Source organism: Oribacterium sp. oral taxon 102 (assembly GCF_013394775.1).
Lineage (GTDB): Bacteria > Bacillota > Clostridia > Lachnospirales > Lachnospiraceae > Oribacterium.
The window spans coordinates 2454343-2471869 of the sequence record NZ_JABXYT010000001.1; the positions used below are offsets into that span (position 1 = coordinate 2454343).

15 protein-coding genes are annotated in these 17527 nt (G+C 46.2%); 8 read left to right on the forward strand and 7 right to left on the reverse strand.

The features are described 5' to 3' along the window. Positions 1 to 274 precede the first annotated feature (274 nt). From HW273_RS10990 to HW273_RS11610, 7 genes are all read right to left on the reverse strand, one after another. Entirely contained in the window at positions 275 to 1309 is a 1035-nt protein-coding gene (locus HW273_RS10990) for a virulence RhuM family protein (protein ID WP_179012300.1), read from the reverse strand. Positions 1310 to 1584: 275 nt separating this feature from the next. Then, the gene (locus HW273_RS10995; protein ID WP_179012302.1) at positions 1585 to 4464 is read right to left on the reverse strand and encodes a DEAD/DEAH box helicase; all 2880 of its coding nucleotides are present in this window, start codon (positions 4462 to 4464) and stop codon (positions 1585 to 1587) included. Between the two features lie 2 nt (positions 4465 to 4466). Then, on the reverse strand, positions 4467 to 6674 hold the full coding sequence (locus HW273_RS11000) for a site-specific DNA-methyltransferase (RefSeq protein WP_179012304.1): 2208 nt from the start codon (positions 6672 to 6674) through the stop codon (positions 4467 to 4469). 9 nt (positions 6675 to 6683) lie between these two features. After that, positions 6684 to 7448, reverse strand: a complete 765-nt coding sequence (locus HW273_RS11005) for a radical SAM protein (protein WP_243206798.1) — start codon at positions 7446 to 7448, stop codon at positions 6684 to 6686. 18 nt (positions 7449 to 7466) lie between these two features. Further along, entirely contained in the window at positions 7467 to 8327 is an 861-nt protein-coding gene (locus tag HW273_RS11010) for a three-Cys-motif partner protein TcmP (RefSeq protein ID WP_243206857.1), read from the reverse strand. Positions 8328 to 8362: 35 nt separating this feature from the next. Beyond that, positions 8363 to 9484 (reverse strand): three-Cys-motif partner protein TcmP, encoded by a 1122-nt coding sequence (gene tcmP, locus HW273_RS11015; RefSeq protein ID WP_179012307.1) that lies wholly within the window; start codon positions 9482 to 9484, stop codon positions 8363 to 8365. Between the two features lie 11 nt (positions 9485 to 9495). After that, positions 9496 to 9717 (reverse strand): helix-turn-helix domain-containing protein, encoded by a 222-nt coding sequence (locus HW273_RS11610; protein ID WP_179012309.1) that lies wholly within the window; start codon positions 9715 to 9717, stop codon positions 9496 to 9498. 199 nt (positions 9718 to 9916) lie between these two features. On the opposite strand from HW273_RS11610, the gene HW273_RS11615 reads away from it, so the two are divergent. From HW273_RS11615 to HW273_RS11060, 8 genes are all read left to right on the forward strand, one after another. Then, positions 9917 to 11791, forward strand: coding sequence for an ImmA/IrrE family metallo-endopeptidase (locus HW273_RS11615; RefSeq protein ID WP_179012311.1), 1875 nt, complete (start codon positions 9917 to 9919; stop codon positions 11789 to 11791). A gap of 408 nt (positions 11792 to 12199) precedes the next feature. Next, entirely contained in the window at positions 12200 to 12706 is a 507-nt protein-coding gene (locus HW273_RS11030; protein ID WP_179012313.1) for a sigma-70 family RNA polymerase sigma factor, read from the forward strand. 316 nt (positions 12707 to 13022) lie between these two features. Continuing rightward, on the forward strand, positions 13023 to 13352 hold the full coding sequence (locus HW273_RS11035; RefSeq protein ID WP_179012314.1) for a DNA ligase: 330 nt from the start codon (positions 13023 to 13025) through the stop codon (positions 13350 to 13352). Beyond that, complete coding sequence (locus tag HW273_RS11040; RefSeq protein ID WP_179012316.1) at positions 13342 to 14472, forward strand: DUF2800 domain-containing protein; 1131 nt, start codon at positions 13342 to 13344, stop codon at positions 14470 to 14472. Before HW273_RS11035 ends, HW273_RS11040 begins: the two co-directional genes overlap by 11 nt. After that, a complete protein-coding gene (locus tag HW273_RS11045) occupies positions 14473 to 15045 on the forward strand; it encodes a DUF2815 family protein (protein WP_179012318.1) in 573 nt (190 codons plus the stop codon). A 14-nt stretch (positions 15046 to 15059) separates the two neighbouring features. Next, positions 15060 to 15233, forward strand: coding sequence for a hypothetical protein (locus HW273_RS11050; RefSeq protein WP_179012319.1), 174 nt, complete (start codon positions 15060 to 15062; stop codon positions 15231 to 15233). 66 nt (positions 15234 to 15299) lie between these two features. Beyond that, positions 15300 to 15485: a hypothetical protein gene (locus tag HW273_RS11055; RefSeq protein ID WP_179012321.1), complete on the forward strand. Its 186-nt coding sequence runs from the start codon at positions 15300 to 15302 to the stop codon at positions 15483 to 15485. A 54-nt stretch (positions 15486 to 15539) separates the two neighbouring features. After that, the gene (locus HW273_RS11060; RefSeq protein WP_179012323.1) at positions 15540 to 17480 is read left to right on the forward strand and encodes a DNA polymerase; all 1941 of its coding nucleotides are present in this window, start codon (positions 15540 to 15542) and stop codon (positions 17478 to 17480) included. Positions 17481 to 17527 lie beyond the last annotated feature (47 nt).

Sequence of the window (17527 nt, forward strand, 5' to 3'; positions counted from 1 at the left end):
TCACAGCTTCAAACAGATACAATCTGTGACAAAATTGACATTCAAATCAAGGTCTTGACCATTGAAGTCTATGGGAACAAGTCTGTATAAGGCCTTTGCTATCTATATAATGCAAGGCAATTTTACACTGCTGCTCCCTGCCATTGTCTCGACAGTTGAGACAGTGAAAGCCGCTCAAGTTCTACACAATCCATCCGCTCTGACCGCTGATTGGTCATACACTCGCAGGGAGTTGAGTTGCCGGATTTCACCGTCTCGACCTGGCATCCGGTCCTTATTTCTTTGTGTTTTCTTCCAATTCCAGCAGATACTTATCAAAATCAGACATGAACAATCTATCCTGAATCACACGGTATTTTTCAAATTCTGTCTCAGCATGAAGCTTTGCAATTTCTGCGGACACCTTGCCTGCGTCCTGTAAAATGCCATAATCAAACATTTCGATGAAGCTGTTGAGTCTTTTCTCCCAATCCTGCATCGTAAGTGGAATATGCCGCAATGTCATGTTTTCAGCAAAATCCAAATATGCCGTAACCATACGATTCAGCTGCTTCATTTCATCCTGGCTTAGATAATTCTTAGCAACTGTAACATCGCTTTTCTTAATCTTTCCTTCCGGTGCATCTGCCCAGGTGGTTAATCCCATATGCTCTTTTGTGTGATCGGCTCTTTCCACGATCAGCTCAGCTGCTGTATGCCCATGCACTGCGTAATGCATTTTATTCTGAACGGTCGCATAGAATCTTCTCGTCGTTGCAGAATTTTTATCATAGTCAATGGCTGTCGCATACAAGTCAGTGATCTTCTGATAGAACTTTCTTTCGCTGGCACGAATCTCTCGAATGCGCTCTAATTGCTCATCGAAATACTTTTCTGTCAGATACGTTCCTCGTTTCAGCCGTTCATCATCCATGACCCAGCCTTTGATGGTGTAGTCCTTGGCGATCTGGTTTACCCATTTACGGAACTGTACGGCCCGCTCGGAATTGACCTTGAACCCTACGGCAATGATCATCTCCAGGGAGTAGTGATTTGTGCTATAGCTTTTTCCATCTGCGGCAGTTATCCGAAATTTTCGGATAACTGAATCCTCCTGCAACTCACTATCACTGAATATTTTCTTGACATGATAGTTTATGGTCCGAACATCCACATCATACAAAGAGGCCATCATCTTCTGTGTCAGCCATATATTTTCATCCTCGTAGCGCATCTCAATGCTGTCCTGCTGATCTCCCACTGAGGCAACATAGGTCAGATATTCCGCCGCGCTGGAGCGGATGGTTATTTCATCTTTTTTCTTTGCCAAATAGAATGCCTCCCTTCTTCAAATCACTAGATTCAACACTTTTTCTTATGACTACATAGGTCATGCAAATGGCTTCGAAGGCCACAAACACATCATAATCATCGTCGTTTTAATGAATATTACTGATCAGACTAAAGATTTACAAGGCCACCCTAAATATTTGCCAACTGTTGCAACCATGCCTAACCACACTGATAGTCCAGTATCTGGAATAATCTATTGTGTAAGAGCTGCAACAATGGCTGCAACTCACTTGTCATAATGAAATTTCTCCTTTACTCAATAACTCCATCGGTGTCAAAGATATGGTCAAGTTCATCCGTATTTATTGCATGAATAACTTTATCGCGGATGGCCGTCTTAGACATATCTAATCTCTTGAACTTTGGGTTTCCAGCAGCATCTTTGCTCATACGAATAAGCTGAATTTTTCCCACCCCCGGATTCTGCTTTGCATACTCTGCAAATCCCTTTGCTTTTCCAAGATTATCCTTGAAATCAGGATTGTGTGGTTCAAGAATATCAACAACATAACCTTGTACACTGTCTTTTCTTACTACTATAAAATCTGGATAAGTCGGCTTTATTTCACCATTAATTTCATAAGGGATACAAAGCCCCCACGATCCTCTAGAAGGATTACGAATCCAGCATACAAAATCCCCTCGTTTTTCTTCCTCTTCAATAACCCCGGCTTCCCATGTATTCAACTTCATAGTTGCAACACCGGTTATATCACTGACGAAGAGATGATCCCTGTATTCTTTTCCTCCCAATTCATGTGGTACCTGAATTGTCTCCGGCAAACGGAAATTGTGCTTACTCACTGGATCGCCATCAGAAACAATGCTGTCATACTCTTTACGGATTTTCTCTGAGTCTATAGTTGCAATATATCTACGATAATCGTCATTCAGTCCATGAAAGCGTGCCTCCGCATAGGAATGCAATCGATTCATACACTCTTCATCTGCTACGAAAAGGATAACATCGACTTTAAATGATGTCAGATCAGGCAAATCCATGTACTTGTTTCCATAGGCCATACCGATACCTTCTCGACCCAGCTTAACGTCGGCAATCTGGAATTGCCGTTCAATATCAGTATCTGTCGTTGTGAACAAATCATGCACTGAATAATTATCCACGGTTTCTCCAAAAGCATCGAAAATCTGAGTTGCCAACTTGAACTGCTTGACCTGCTGAACAAGATCATCATATTTTCCATCTGCCTTGAGGCCTTCCACATAGCTGTGGATCATCTCAACAATCTCATCCTGAACCTCCCGGATCGCCTCACGATGCAATCTGGACATTGTAAGAAGGTGGGCCATCCTGTACAAAGATTTCAGGTAGTTATTGATCCGAAGTGCTTTAACATTATAAGAAAGCAGACCAGCATCATTAATAAATTTCATAACTTCTTCACGGTCAAACAGATCTTCCTCTTCAGGCGTTTCTGCCTGTTTTGCCTGATAACTTTCCACAGTGCCAGTTTCGGATGACGTTTCCAAACCAGAAGACTGTGGTGTGACTGGTGCAGACTGAACAGAAGCTTTTGTATTTGTGCTCGACTGAATCTGGCTCTGTTCCGCCGTTTCTGCTTGCTGCGCTTGTCTATCAGTGGCTTGAGGCATTTGTATCGGAATCATATCGCTAGCTGACTCTATTGGTCCAGCCGACTGCTGTTTGTCTGCGCTCTGCCCAGAGAACACCTCAAATAGAGTCAGCTGTCCCGGCATCTGCTGCTCTTCCTTTTTCTTCTTTGGTCTAACAGTCAGCGTTTCAAATTTCTTTCCGGACAAAGACTCACCATAAATATCGGTCGGAATGTCTCCACCTTCTGTGCTCTGCAAGGCTTCCACAACGTCTTTGACAGTATTCTCATTGAAGTACGGCAAATAGAGATGCACGTCGTTCAAAACATCATCCACCTGAATATGCATCTGCATCGGCGTTCTTACCATTCGGCCGAGAAGCTGCGCAATGTATGTAGCATCATTAGCGTGTTTAAAGGACATCATGGTCTCTGCTCGCGGGCAATCCCATCCAGTAGAAAGATTCTCTTTGAAGAATACCACGCGGATATTTCTATCCTCAGCAATATTGGATGGTTCCTCATAACACACATCGAGTCCATTAGCAGTTAATGTGGCCGTCGTGCCACCGAAGGTATGAACTACCTGTCCACTTTCCAGCTTAAAGCCGGTACGTTCCTCGATCTTTGCAATACAGTCGTCCAGATTGGTATCCGTCAAAGCATCACCGGTTCCATTTAAAACCTGAATGATTAGGATTGGATTCACATAGGCGTAATGCTGTTCAAAGCAATACTGCGTCCAATGCTCCCACTTTTCTTTCCAATCATCTGCAGCAGCTTGCAAAATGGCCATATCATTATTGACTGTGCCTTCCTCCGGATAGGTGATAATGATTCTATCCTTCAAAAGCCCAGAAGCTCGCACCTCATCCGCCGTCACGATAGACTTGTGAATTGTAGAGGATGTGCCTTCGACCAGTGTATTGAACCTCTGTGTAGTAGCAGACATGCCTATGACAACAGGCATGGGCGGAATTCCGTCCTCATCACTACCCTTAATGAACTTCTGCATGATCGTGGTGGCCTTACTGGCCTCACGTCCCTGCATACCTCTGTGCGCTTCATCGATAATAAAGTACAGCCTGTCGCTCTTCTCCCGAACAGTATTTGCAATCGTCTGCCAAATTGTATAAGTCCTGCCATCTCCATTTTTCGTTAGCTTCGATGTAACAGAGAGCTTTTGCGTATTTAAGAAATAAATATGTCCGTCCTCGAAGTTCTCTTTGTCAAAAGAGTCCTCTGCCACCGTTACACACTGTGAAAGACGGATTTTATCAGCCTTAGAATCTATCTTCATCTTAGACTGCTCATTCAACTGTGGAGAGTCTGAAAGCCAAACGATGATTGCATCCGGCTGCTCCATATATTGTTCATCGCCGAAAAGAATAGACTCAATCATCGCAGACATGATGATGGTCTTTCCAGCTCCGGTCGGTGCAGTGAAAGAAACCACCTGTGGCGCATGTGTTCTATGATAACTGCCCATTGCCTCCGCCGTCTTCATGCGGATATCAACAAGCGCTCTTTTCTGAAATGGGAATAATTCTACTTTCATGCTTACCTCCCCGTATTGATTCTGAAATTATCCAGATAGTCCCTATAAAGTTGATAGCAGTTTTTGCCATCATAAGTACGGATCATCGACCGGTATGCTGTTTCTGAATCCGTCACAATGAAAACTGTCTGGATTTCCGGATGCTGACTTAACTCCGCATCGAACTCGGAATAATATATTTCATCTACCAAAACACCCATCTTGTTCTGTGGCAAAATTAGCATGTTCGGAAGATCATCGTTTTCAAGAGCCGGACACTTGCCAACAGCTCCGCCCTTCATCCAGAGCACCGGAAGGAGCTCTCTGAACTGTCTGCCAAGAGCTACGGAAGTCTTGTCGAGGAAGCTCAATTTGAAGAAGGCTGCGTTTGCCTTAAATCCATCAGCCATTTTTATCTCACAAAGTTCTGGATACATCTGCCTTTTACCTTTACGATAAACAGTTGCCTTTGTCGGCTTCCCTGTGGTTTTCGATACAACAGCTATGGATTCATCTACTTCATAGCAGTCACTCTCAAATCCATAGTAACCCTCTAAAGGTTTTCCCTCGATATCTCGGCCTGTCATGCTGGCCACAGTACGAGGCCATGTCACATGCCGAGCAATTCCAAGGGAATCCCACTGGGGATCACCGGGCTTCAGTCCCTTCTGTGTCAGCTCTTTTGCCTCATCTACTGAGACTTCGTTGTTTGTGACTAAAATGCATCTTCTATTTCCATCATCAACCGCATTAAGCAAATTGACAGCATGAAGCGTCGTTCCAGATCCCGCAAAAAAGTCAACAACAAGAGCGTTCGGTTTATTTGCCAAGAAGAAACGAATAGTATCATGAACTGCATATATCGACTTTGGGAATGTGAATCTACTTGTTCCAAAGAACGATTTAAGAAGGTTTGTCCCGCCAGTACTTGCATCGTGTGACCCAATCCGCCACTGTGTTCCCGTAACAAGAGAGCGCACTTCGGTATCTGAAATTATAGAGCCATCTTCGCGATATCCTGTAATCTCATAAACCCCTGACGTTACTTTAGCAATTTCACCTTTTTTTAGATAATAGACCGGAATGCTGTTATCCTTCTTCTTGCCGAGCATTACAAAACCTTGCTTAATTAGCTCACGCAAATTAGTATTTGCAATCTGCCAGTTTCCTTCTTCTCCGTCTCTGCGAAGAGGCCATACTGCAAAGGTTCCTTCTGGCGCTACAACCTCCTCACGGTTCGTTCCATAATAAGGTTCTCCGACGGAATGAATCTTCTTCCCGTCATTAAAAACAAAAATGGGATAGAACTGATTTACGCTATCTTTTCGCAAATAATTTGATCCAGATCTTATCAGCATAGACCAGCGAAGGTGTGTAACCCTTGTATCGTTTTCATTGACATTTACACGCCACTCATCGCTTAGAGGCAGTCTATTAACCTTTGAACTTCCAAACTGAATAACAAAAATGTATTCATCGACACGTGCAAAGCCATTATCTCGTGCCACGCCTCTCGAATTTGTAAGAGTTGATATCATCTGAATACGTGCATCAGGGAACATTTCTTCGAGCAAGCACCCAAGATGCAAATACTCCTTCTCATCAATAGTGACGAGTAATACAGAGTCTTGTGGATTCAACAGTTTCTTTGCGAGCTTCAGACGCTTCTCCATCATGGAGAGCCATTTGCTATGGCGATAAGCGTCAGAACTATCCACATAATCGTTATTATATTTCCAGTCCTTTGCGCCGGTATTGTATGGCGGATCAATATATATGCAGTCCACCTTTTCTGCGTAGAGATACTCCAAAAGCTGTAGGGCATGGTAATTGTCTGCCTCAATCAGCGTATGCCAAAGACCGCTATCCGGAGCGTTCTCCACGGTATCCAAAGGTTTAAGTGTCGGGTAAATCGGCTCACCAAACTCAGCCACTACTACAAGATCATCCAGCTTGAAGGTCTTCTGCTCGTGTGTCTCGCGGCGGTCGCAGAGTACCTCATCACCGTCCATCTTTACGACAGTATAGATGTCGCTCACATATCCGGTCTTCAGCGCGACCTTGGAGCCGACACGAATTGGCACGTCATAAAGCGGCGTGCACTCCGGCAGATGCTCTTCAAACACCAATCCGAACTTCTTCTGCTTCAGTAATTTATCTGTCTCCTGCAGGATTCTCTCCTTGAGCGCCGGATCGTCAATCTGCTGGATCAGGTCTTGTAATAAAGCCATAACGCCACCTCATTCTTCCGTTATTGTTTTTTCCTTAATATGATAATCCATGCCGTGCTCCTGACAGAAGGAAACCACCTCTGCCGCACACTCATTGTAAAAATGCTTATGCCCTTCGTAGGCGTTTGCTATCTTACTATAGTTCGTTCTCCCGAAAATGATCCGATCTGTAAAAGATACCGCCTCAAGTAGTTCGTGCAGATTCTGTTCAACCATGTTCGGTGTTGGATACGGCTCCATGCTTACCCACGTCTTGCAACCAGCATCGTGAAGTGCTCTCAACGCTGCCAGTCGTTCTGCACAGGGAACGGCACCCGGCTCCATTTGCTCCCGGTACGCTTCATCCAGAGTAATCAGAGTGATCCCATGTTCATTTTCTGAAGAAAGCTCAGCAAGTTCTATAGGTAGCAGTCCTTTCGTCAGAGTCGTGCATTTGATACCCGCCTCGTTTAGTTTTCGGATGGCCGCAATGCTCATCTGCGACACCTCTGGATATCCTTGCATGAATGGATCTGTTGTAAAGCAAAGATGGACAGACTGAATCTTATCCCTCAGTTTTGGAATTTCCTTATCGAGCAATTCAAGCGTATTTGAAACGAGCACCGGTTCAAGCCAGCCCTCATAATCCTTAATCTGCCCGAAGCGCTTTTTCAGCAGGAATGCATAACATGGATATTTACATCCATGCGCACAGCCCTGCACATGATTCATTGTGTAGTCACCATACTCTACCCCTGTTTGATAAAGCATGGATTTTCGTTTTATTGTCTTCAAGGTGCTTTCATCCTCCGCCTACTTGTTCTTTAATATGTAGTCTGCCATCCGCAGTGCAAGTCCTTGCGCTTTCGGACTCTCACTCGCGATGGCAAAGCAGAATAGGAACATCGGCGAATTCCTTCTGTTCCTGAAAATCCGTGCATGCTTTGACACGCATGGAAAGATTGTCCCAAGCCGAGAGAAGATATACTCCTTTATGTGATCTGGATTTGCGTCCTTAACCATCCGATCGTCCTCGCTCTGTCCGGGCTCCGGAAATAGGTCAAAAAGCGTCATCTGGGGATCTTTCTTATAGAATTCCTCCCGCCATCCGGAATCTCCAAGCAATCGATCTATGCAATCCTCCCATTTATCGTACTTTCCGTTTTTCGGCAGCATCCGTTCAAGTGCTGAGAAGGGGAACAGGTACCATACATCTATCGATTTCGTCTGCGCTACATTTTCAAGCGTAGTCCAATTTACCTGCGTCGCATATGGGTCTAAGAACAGCAATCCTCTGTTATATCTCCAGTCTATGCTGCTAATAATCTCCGCGAGCTTATCATTCGCATCGCCACAGTAAATCGTAACAATTCGCCTCATCTGCGGGAACTCGGCGTTTATCATATCCTGAAGTTCTCCCGCCTTCTGAGAGTCCGCTTCTATAAAATAGTAGTGATCGAACTTCTTCTCAGACGCCAGTGCACGCTTAGCGGAGCCCACAAGATACTGCCCGCCGTCGCCGGTCTCGATCTCGCCGGTTCCAGCAAAGGCGTCTATATAAATCTTCTTGAACTTCTGGTTTTGCAGTGCAATCAGGTATGCGTCCAGATAGCTGGTAAAGATATTCAGCTTCTCCTCCGTCCAATTGCCACCAAATTTCTGCGACGTTGCCATAAACTCCAATCACCTCGTCTATCTGAAATTTTATCTCATGAAGAGAAGGAGATCACCGTTTCCTTCTTTCCTGTATCAGGGTGCACAATCTGCTCGACCTTGGCACCAAAGCCCTTTAGTTCATTCTTCACTTCATCTCGGAACCCTTCTGAAGGGAAGATCGGATGATTGTCGAGCAGTTCCCACAGTTCATTTATAGGCACCTGCTTACGCCCTCTAAACGACCGATCCAAATACCTCGCTATATCAACTACATGTAAGCAGGAATCATCCTCTTCAATCACAATCTCGCCATTGAAGTCAAAGGATAGCTGCCTGTTTTCAGCTGAGTGCTTGGTGGAGGATTGTGCTCCGAACACTTTCCATGCACTCTTCTTGTAGAGTCTGAAGCCCACTTTGCTGCTCGTGCAGTGAATCAGGTTATACACGAGCGAGTTTTGCGTGTTATAGAAAGGAAAGGCCGAGACGTAATATCTGCGGAAGCCCTTCAAGGAATCTATGATTTCTTCTACTCTTGCTTCATAGGCTTTCTTATCGCTTCCGTAAGGTACCAGCTTCTCGAAATCCTCCAGATAAGTGTTCTCGTACTTTTCTTTTGTAGTTTTCTTCTTGGCGCTTGTTATCGCCCGCACCGGATCTGAGACCATGTGGTTGATCATGACTTCTCCCCAGTTGCGGAAGAATGGCAGAAGCGCCTCCCAATCAATGGTCGCATCATATGGATCGTAGAGCAGAAAATAATGCAGATGCCCGGTTCCATATAACTGTGGCCCGATAGTAAGAAGCAGCTCATGTGCATCACCGCATGAAGTTACGATCTTAAAATTCCGCTCATCCTGTGGAAGATGCTTTTTCAATTCATCCACTCTGGCCTTGTCCTTATCGTTCAGGTAGATATGGATGTTTTTCTCCGTATAAGTTCTTGCTGCTTCCCTAAGTGCTTCTGAGACACGCACTGCTGTGCCCTTCACGAGGTTCCCATCATCGTCAGTATATATTCCGCTGTTACACATACAGTCGATAAAGATCAGCCCGTTGCAAGAATCATTCAGTAACAGTTTCTGAGCCCATGATTTTATATATTCCTCAATCAGTTCAAACTTCTTGATCGTATGAGGACTTGCTTTACTGATTACGCTCTTTTTTCTGCCGGACATCATATCACTCCTCAAGTAGTTCCATTTTCTTCTGTAGGGATTAGTTCCATGATGTCCCCTATATCGCAGTTCAGCGTTTTGCATACTTTCATTAGCACTTCCATGCTTACTGTCTCGCCCTTCGAGAGCTTGGTTACCGAAGCCCAGCTGATCCCGGCAGCTGCCTGCAAGTCTTTCTTCTTCATGTCTTTGTCAATCAATATTTTCCACAATTTTTTATAACTAACTTCCACGGTAGTCACCTCTCGATTTTCAAAAACGTGATTTTTGCCACTGTACTTCCATAGTATAGCACGAAGCCTTTGTAAAATCAAGAGTAATTCTTCATATACACAAGAATATTCTTTCGTTTCTATTGAAAAATCAGCAGATTTGTGTTATGCTGTGTCCGTATCTTCAAATTTTGTGTTCAAGAAAGGGAGTCTGCTGGCCGTGGGAACGTATAATAACGAGATCGAGCAGTTTATATATACTGTGTGCTACTGCCCCATGTGGGAGGCAGCTTATACATACATTGCAGAGCATCCTTATGCCCTGAATTTATCTTACTCCAGAATTCAGAATCCGGATTCTGCCATTCTTGAGGACATGATCCTCGAATATACAAAGAATATCCGTATAGATGAAGACAGCCTTCTATTTGACGCGGTCGTAAGCTGCACAATCAATCTGACCGAAGATACATACAAAGGCACAGCATCGCACGAAACAAGTCAATGGCTTGTTCTTTCCTGTGTGGCGGTCGTAACTGATAAACTCGAATCTGTTACTGTTATGAATATCTCTGGGTACACCTCTGGCCAACCTCGCAAAACGGATGGTCATGCCGTCTCGAAAAACATAGTTCCGATCTTATACAAAAAGGATCTGGAGGATGAAGTCACAACTTTTCTCCAGCAATATTTCCCGGAAGCACTGGAAAAGCCAATGGCCGTCCCTATTGCTGATATTGCAAAAGATATGGGACTTGAAATTATCCAAGGCAATCGGATCACAGATGATTTCAGTGTTTTTGGAGAAATATACTTCACTGCAGGGAAGGCAACCATCTATGATCTTTTTAAGGTTTCAGAAACAACAATCGATGTAAAGCGCGGCACCATTTTGGTAGATGCCTACACCTTCTGGGAGCGGAATCTTGGGTGCGTCAAAAACACAATCGCCCATGAAGTCTATCACTGGTATAAGCATCGAATGTATGCAGCGATAAAACACGTTCTCTATGGTCAGGACTTCGTTGCATGCCGCTGCCCTTCCAATATGGCATACCCTCAAAAGGATGAGGAGTGGTCTGATATCCAACGTATGGAGTGGCAGGCAAACAATATGGCTCCTCGTATTCTCATGCCTTATCGTACTTTCCGAATGAAAGTAGATGAACTTCTACAGGCATACGATTATGAAAATAGTCCTATAAAACCAGCTATTCTTACTTCTGTTGCCGAGGAGCTGCGTGAATTTTATGGTGTGTCCCGTCAATCAGTATTGATCCGTATGATGGAAACCGGCTACAAGGACGCTGCTACCATCTACCAGTATGACGAAGAATCCCCATACCACGGGTACTTAGATCAGCGTGATGCGTTCTATGCATATCGCACCAGCAGCGAATTCCGCAACCTTGTTAATTCTGGTCTTTTCCGGTATGTGGACGGATACTTCGTTATCAACGACGAGCAGTACATCGAGCGTAACAATGAGGGCAAACCGACCCTTACTGATTATGCATGGGCAAATCTGAACGAATGCACCCTGCAATTTACATGGCAGTCCCTGCGGGCAGATGAGGCAGAAAAACACTTCCCATTCGAGCTGCTTCACCGTGAAACCGGAGAGCGCAAAGCCTCAAAATACGATTCTAAGCAAAGTGCCTCCGCTGTTCAGATGTCCGACGCGCTGCAAAAGAAGCGTGAAGAATTTGAGCGACAGAATGCCGCCAGAAGGATAACTGGTGTGAATAAAACCTGCTGGGAGGTCATCTTTGAGATCGTGCAGTCTCGCGGTCTTAGCAAATCGCATTTCTGTTCTTTGACCGGCCTCGGCGAAGAGGTGTACCGTAAAGCCGAGAAGAACATCGACACAAAGCCAAGTCTGAGAACGATTGTCGCTATAGGCAGAGGACTTGACCTTGATATCGGAACAACTGAAAAGCTGTTGCAGCTTGCCGGACATGCATTTGATGAATCTGACGAGCACCAAGCATTAAAATACTGCATCACAGGATTCTCCGGGATGACCATTGATGATGCAAACGAGTTTCTTGAATCATACAATTATGAGCCACTCGGCTCCAAACAACGCCTGTAAGTAGGCCTAATATACCGCACTTCCGCCTTGGAGGTGCGGTTTTTTTAATTTTTCCGACTCGCCGAGTCGGATTTTTTATGCCTATATTCCTTACTATCACTGTCTTTCCACAATATCTGTACCCTATTCAAAACTCAGAAAAGCGCCTATTTTAAGGCATTTCCGCGACTCGTCGAGTTTTCTGGTTTTTCTCTCTCCTGACTAAAATGTAATTAGCACGTGGGAGCCATCTGCGCAGGGTGTTTCCGGTTCCACGTGGCTACCGATGACAATCAAATACTGTACCGATCACCGGAAGTGAGGTGCAGCCGAAATGGAGTAATCCTTCGGTATGCCCTCACGCCTGTGGTCTGATTTTGCATGTCTGGAGCTCTCCATTTCGGCAAAAGCCGAAGGAGGGCTTTCATTATGCAAAACAATGACAATCAGAAGACTTACTTTATTTACGTTCGCAGCACCGGCGAAAAGGTGCCGGTCACCAAGGAACAGCACGACTCCTTCTATAAGGAAGCCGACCGCATTCGCCACAAGGAGCAGGACCACGGCAGGTGCATGTGCCCATATCGCTTCATATGGAGCTGCGATGGCGACTGTCTTGACTGCGAATACCATGCTGCAGGCGACATCACCTCACTTGATCAGCCTCTTTCTGATGGCAATGGCACCCTCGGCGACTATATGCCCGACCGTAGCAAGTCTATGGAAGAAATCATCTCCGACCGTATGCTGTTGGAGCAGCTTTTTGCCAGACTGCGTGAACTCGACTCGGATGCTGATACCATCATTCAGTGTTGGCTTGATGATTGCAAGATCTCAGATCGTGCAATCGCCGAGAAACTTGGCCGCCCGCAGCGTACCTTCGCTGATCAAATGAAGAAGATCCGTACAGAGCTCCATAAAATTCGTGGCTATTAATCCTACATATCATATGTAGCAATTCATTCCTCTGGCATCCATCAACCGATGTCCAGAGGGCTTTTATATTTTTTCAAAATTTCTCCGCTCAAATCCGCCACTCATCTCCAGTGGAAGGTGTAAGGCACGAAACAACAAGCCTTAACCATCACAGAAACGGAGGTGAAGCACATGAAGAAGTCCTACTTCGATTCAGGCGGTAACGACACGGAGCTGATTGCAGTACTGAATGCAATCTCCCACGTATCCGCAAGAATGGCGAGAAACATGACAATCCTCGCACAACAAAGACAATCAGAGAAAGGAGAACGTCGCTATGAGCAAAATGAGCGATATGGCTATGACCATCGAAGAGCTGCGCAGTGCAGCCGCTGCTATTAATGAAGCAGCCAACTGGTTAGCAGAACAGTTTGGTGGCACTGCTGGTGAAGCACCTGCCAAAGAGCCTGCTGCCAAGGAAGAACAGAAACCGGATTTGAAGCTTGAGAATGTACGAGCTGTCTTAGCAGAAAAGTCCCGTGCCGGGCATACCGCTGCTATCCGTACATTACTTCAGAAATATGGTGCTTCCAAGCTATCTGCTGTTGATCCGAAGCACTATGAAGCCTTGTTAAAGGATGCGGAGGTACTTGACGATGCCACCTAAAGGACATGCTATCTTATCTGCTTCCTCTTCAGACCGCTGGCTCCACTGCCCGCCTTCCGCAAGGCTCTGCGAGACATACGAGGATAAAGGCAGCGATTATGCTGCGGAAGGCACTGATGCTCACGAGCTTTGTGAGTACAAGCTAAAGAGGGCCCTGGGGATGGATGCCAGTGATCCGACGGAGAATCTCACCTGGTACAACGAGGAAATGGAGGACTGTGCCAATGGCTATGCCGCCTACATCCTTGAAATGGTAGAGGCCGCCAAGGAAAGCTGCGCTGATCCGAAGGTTCTGATTGAACAGCGTGTAGATTTCTCTCGCTGGGTGGAGCAGGGCTTCGGAACCGCTGACTGCATCATCATTGCAGATGGCACCTTGAGAATATGCGATTACAAGCACGGTCTTGGAGTCCTCGTAGATGCGACCGATAATCCGCAAATGAAATGCTACGCGCTTGGAGCCCTGGAGCTCTTTGATGACATCTACGACATTGATAATGTCAGCATGACCATCTACCAGCCAAGGCGTCAGAATATTTCCACCTTTGAAATTTCCAAGGATGAGCTGTACAGGTGGGCGGATGAAGTGTTGAAGCCGACCGCAGATCTTGCCTTTGCAGGAGATGGAAACTTCCTCTGTGGCGAATGGTGTGGTTTCTGTAAGGCCAAGCACGAATGCCGTGCCAGAGCGGAAGCCAATCTTACGCTGGCTCAGTACGATTTCAAGCTTCCACCTCTTTTAGAGGATTCGGAGATTGAATACATCCTCTCCCGCGCAGATGAGCTGGTTGCCTGGGCATCCGATATCAAGGAATATGCTCTGCAGCAGGCCATCAGCGGTAAGGAATGGGCTGGCTGGAAGCTGGTCGAAGGTAGATCCAACCGCAAGTATTCCAATGAGGAGGCAGTCATCCAGGCAGTTACAGATGCCGGGTTTGATCCATATGAAAAGAAGCTCCTTGGTATCACTGCCATGCAGAAGCGTCTTGGCAAATCCAGATTCGATGAGCTGCTTACAGCCTATATTGAAAAGCCGCAAGGTAAACCGACGCTCGTACCGGAGAGCGATAAACGTCCGGCAATGAACAATGCAAAAACTGATTTTATGGAGGAAAATTAAATGAACAAGAATGTAAAAATCAACAATCCTATGAAGGTAATCACTGGTCCTGACACTCGTTGGTCTTATGCCAACGTCTGGGAGCCGAAATCCATCAATGGCGGTACACCGAAGTACAGCGTATCTCTGATTATTCCGAAGTCTGATACCAAGACCATCGCCAAGATTGAAGCTGCCATCGAGGCCGCTTACAAGGAGGGCGAGGCCAAGCTCAAAGGCAATGGCAAGTCTGTACCTGCCCTCTCTGTCATCAAGACTCCGCTTCGTGATGGCGACATGGAGCGTTCGGACGATCCGGCCTACGCCAATGCTTATTTCGTAAATGCCAATGCAACCTCTGCTCCTGGCATCGTGGATGCAGATCGCAATCCGATTCTTACTCGCTCCGAGGTTTACTCCGGTGTGTATGGTCGCGCCAGCATCAGCTTCTATGCCTTCAACAGCTCCGGTAACAAGGGTATCGCCTGTGGACTTAACAATCTGCAGAAGATTCGTGACGGTGAGCCTCTTGGTGGTAAGGCAAACGCTGAGTCTGATTTCGCATCTGATGAAGATGACGATTTCCTTGACTAATGGAGGTGCCGAGTATGACTGAGTATCAGAACTTTATGCTTCAGGTATGCTTCGGCTGCACCGTCGGATTCCTGATTGGAATCTGGGGTTGCAACATTGCCTTCTTCATCAAGGATCACAAGGAAAAGCGTGTCCAGAAGAAGCGTGAAGCAGAGCTTCAGAAGGAAGCATCCAAGGAACAGGAATAATCTATCAATCCGATGGCGGTGGCCCCACTGCCGCCATCGACATTTTTCGACAAAAGGAGACCATCTATGAATGAATTTGCAGAAATCTTAAATCTATTTATTGCTAACGTCATCGCATACACCTTTTTTGTAGCGGTATATGGCTTCATCATTTATAACGTAGGGAAAATCATTCTCTATCTTATTCGCTATGCGCTGTACTACATCCGTCGTGATATCAAGAAGTACAAATCCAATAAAGATAAACAGTAACACGGCAGGCGGCAGGGATTTCTCTGCTGCCTGTTTTGTAGAAAGGACAATCTCATGAAAACACTCAGTATTGATATTGAGACCTACAGCGATGAGCCTCTTCAGAAGACCGGAGTCTATCGTTATGTAGAGTCTCCCAATTTTGAAATCTTACTCTTTGCCTACAGTATAGACAGCCAGCCTGTTCAGGTTATCGACCTCGCCTGCGGAGAACAGATTCCGAAAGAGGTCCTTCTTGCCTTGGAGGATGAAACTGTCATCAAGTGGGCCTTCAACGCTACCTTTGAACGTATCTGCCTCTCTCGCTTCTTAGGCTATCCGACCGGAGAATATCTGGAGCCGGTAAGCTGGCGCTGCTCCATGGTATGGGCCGCCACGATGGGGCTCCCACTCTCCTTGGAAGGAGTAGGAGCGGTTCTTGGACTTGAAAAGCAAAAGCTCACAGAAGGAAAAGACCTCATCAAATACTTCTGCCAGCCTTGTGCTCCCACAAAAACCAATGGACAGCGTACAAGAAATCGTCCCTTCCATGCTCCGGACAAATGGGCCATGTTCAAAAAATATAATACCCGTGATGTAGAGACCGAAATGGGAATCCAGCAGAGACTTGCAAAGTTCCCGGTGCCAGCTCAGGTCTGGGAGGAATACCACATGGACCAAGAAATCAACGACCGTGGTGTACGTTTGGACATGGAGCTTGTTGCTGCTGCCATCGAAATGGATACTCGCTCCAGAACGGAGCTGACCAAAACCATGAAGAAAATCACAGAACTTGACAATCCTAACTCCGTCCAGCAGATGAAGGCTTGGCTTTCTGACAATGGTTTGGAAACAGATACCCTTGGCAAGAAAGCTGTGGCAGAGCTCCTAAAGTCTGCTCCTCCAAAGCTCTCACAGGTTCTCAACTTAAGACAGCAGCTTGCCAAATCCTCAGTACGTAAATATCAGGCAATGGAAAAGACGGTTTGTGCTGATGGCCGAGCCCGTGGCATGTTTCAGTTTTATGGAGCCAATCGTACCGGCCGCTTCTCCGGTCGGAACATTCAATTACAAAATCTCCCTCAGAATCATCTACCAGACCTTGCTGATGCTCGTGCATTGGTACGCTCCGGAGACTTTGATGCAGTCTCTCTTTTGTATGAAGATGTGCCGGATACCCTATCGCAACTGATCCGAACTGCATTCATTCCACGTGAGGGTACACAGTTTCTGGTTGCAGACTTTTCCGCCATCGAAGCCCGCGTCATCGCCTGGTTTGCCGGAGAAGAATGGCGACAGAAGGTATTTGCTAAGGGTGGGGATATCTACTGTGCTTCTGCCAGCCAGATGTTCAAGGTCCCTGTGGAGAAACACGGCATCAATGGACATTTGCGTCAAAAGGGTAAAATCGCAGAGCTGGCGCTTGGCTATGGCGGCTCCGTCGGTGCACTGAAGGCGATGGGTGCTATCGATATGGGGCTAACTGAGGATGAGCTTCCCACCCTTGTAAATGCCTGGCGTCAGTCAAATCCGCACATCGTGCAATTCTGGTGGGATGTAGATCATGCTGTCACAGAAGCCGTAAAATATAAGCACACGACTACCGAATACGGTCTTACCTTCTCCTGCCGAAGCGGCATGCTTTTTATCACACTACCTTCCGGCAGAAACCTGGCCTATGTGAAGCCGAAGCTCGGTACGAACAAGTTCGGCGGCACCTGCATCACCTATGAAGGCATCGGCCCAACCAAGAAATGGGAACGTCTTGATTCCTACGGACCAAAGTTTGTGGAGAATATTGTACAGGCCACTTCCCGTGATATTCTTCTCTATGCCATGAGAACCCTCCGCAACCGCTCCATCGTTATGCATATCCATGATGAAGTAGTCATCGAAGCGGATCCCCGTATGTCCTTGGATGCTGTCTGTGAACAGATGGGCCGCACACCTCCCTGGGCGAAGGGACTTCTCCTTCGTGCAGATGGCTATGCTACCCCTTTTTACAAAAAAGATTAAAAAGATCCGCTCAACTCAGGCGTTCATCTCCAGTGGAAACTAGAGGT

What these genes read in the sequence shown, in the direction of transcription:
- HW273_RS10995 (WP_179012302.1), bottom strand. Translation starts at nt 4,464, where the DNA reads ATGAAAGTAGAATTATTCCCATTTCAGAAAAGAGCGCTTGTTGATATC.
- HW273_RS11010 (WP_243206857.1), bottom strand. Translation starts at nt 8,327, where the DNA reads ATGGCAACGTCGCAGAAATTTGGTGGCAATTGGACGGAGGAGAAGCTG.
- HW273_RS11030 (WP_179012313.1), top strand. Translation starts at nt 12,200, where the DNA reads ATGCAAAACAATGACAATCAGAAGACTTACTTTATTTACGTTCGCAGC.
- HW273_RS11045 (WP_179012318.1), top strand. Translation starts at nt 14,473, where the DNA reads ATGAACAAGAATGTAAAAATCAACAATCCTATGAAGGTAATCACTGGT.
- HW273_RS11055 (WP_179012321.1), top strand. Translation starts at nt 15,300, where the DNA reads ATGAATGAATTTGCAGAAATCTTAAATCTATTTATTGCTAACGTCATC.
- HW273_RS11040 (WP_179012316.1), top strand. Translation starts at nt 13,342, where the DNA reads ATGCCACCTAAAGGACATGCTATCTTATCTGCTTCCTCTTCAGACCGC.
- HW273_RS11050 (WP_179012319.1), top strand. Translation starts at nt 15,060, where the DNA reads ATGACTGAGTATCAGAACTTTATGCTTCAGGTATGCTTCGGCTGCACC.
- tcmP (WP_179012307.1), bottom strand. Translation starts at nt 9,484, where the DNA reads ATGTCCGGCAGAAAAAAGAGCGTAATCAGTAAAGCAAGTCCTCATACG.
- HW273_RS11035 (WP_179012314.1), top strand. Translation starts at nt 13,023, where the DNA reads ATGAGCAAAATGAGCGATATGGCTATGACCATCGAAGAGCTGCGCAGT.
- HW273_RS11060 (WP_179012323.1), top strand. Translation starts at nt 15,540, where the DNA reads ATGAAAACACTCAGTATTGATATTGAGACCTACAGCGATGAGCCTCTT.
- HW273_RS11000 (WP_179012304.1), bottom strand. Translation starts at nt 6,674, where the DNA reads ATGGCTTTATTACAAGACCTGATCCAGCAGATTGACGATCCGGCGCTC.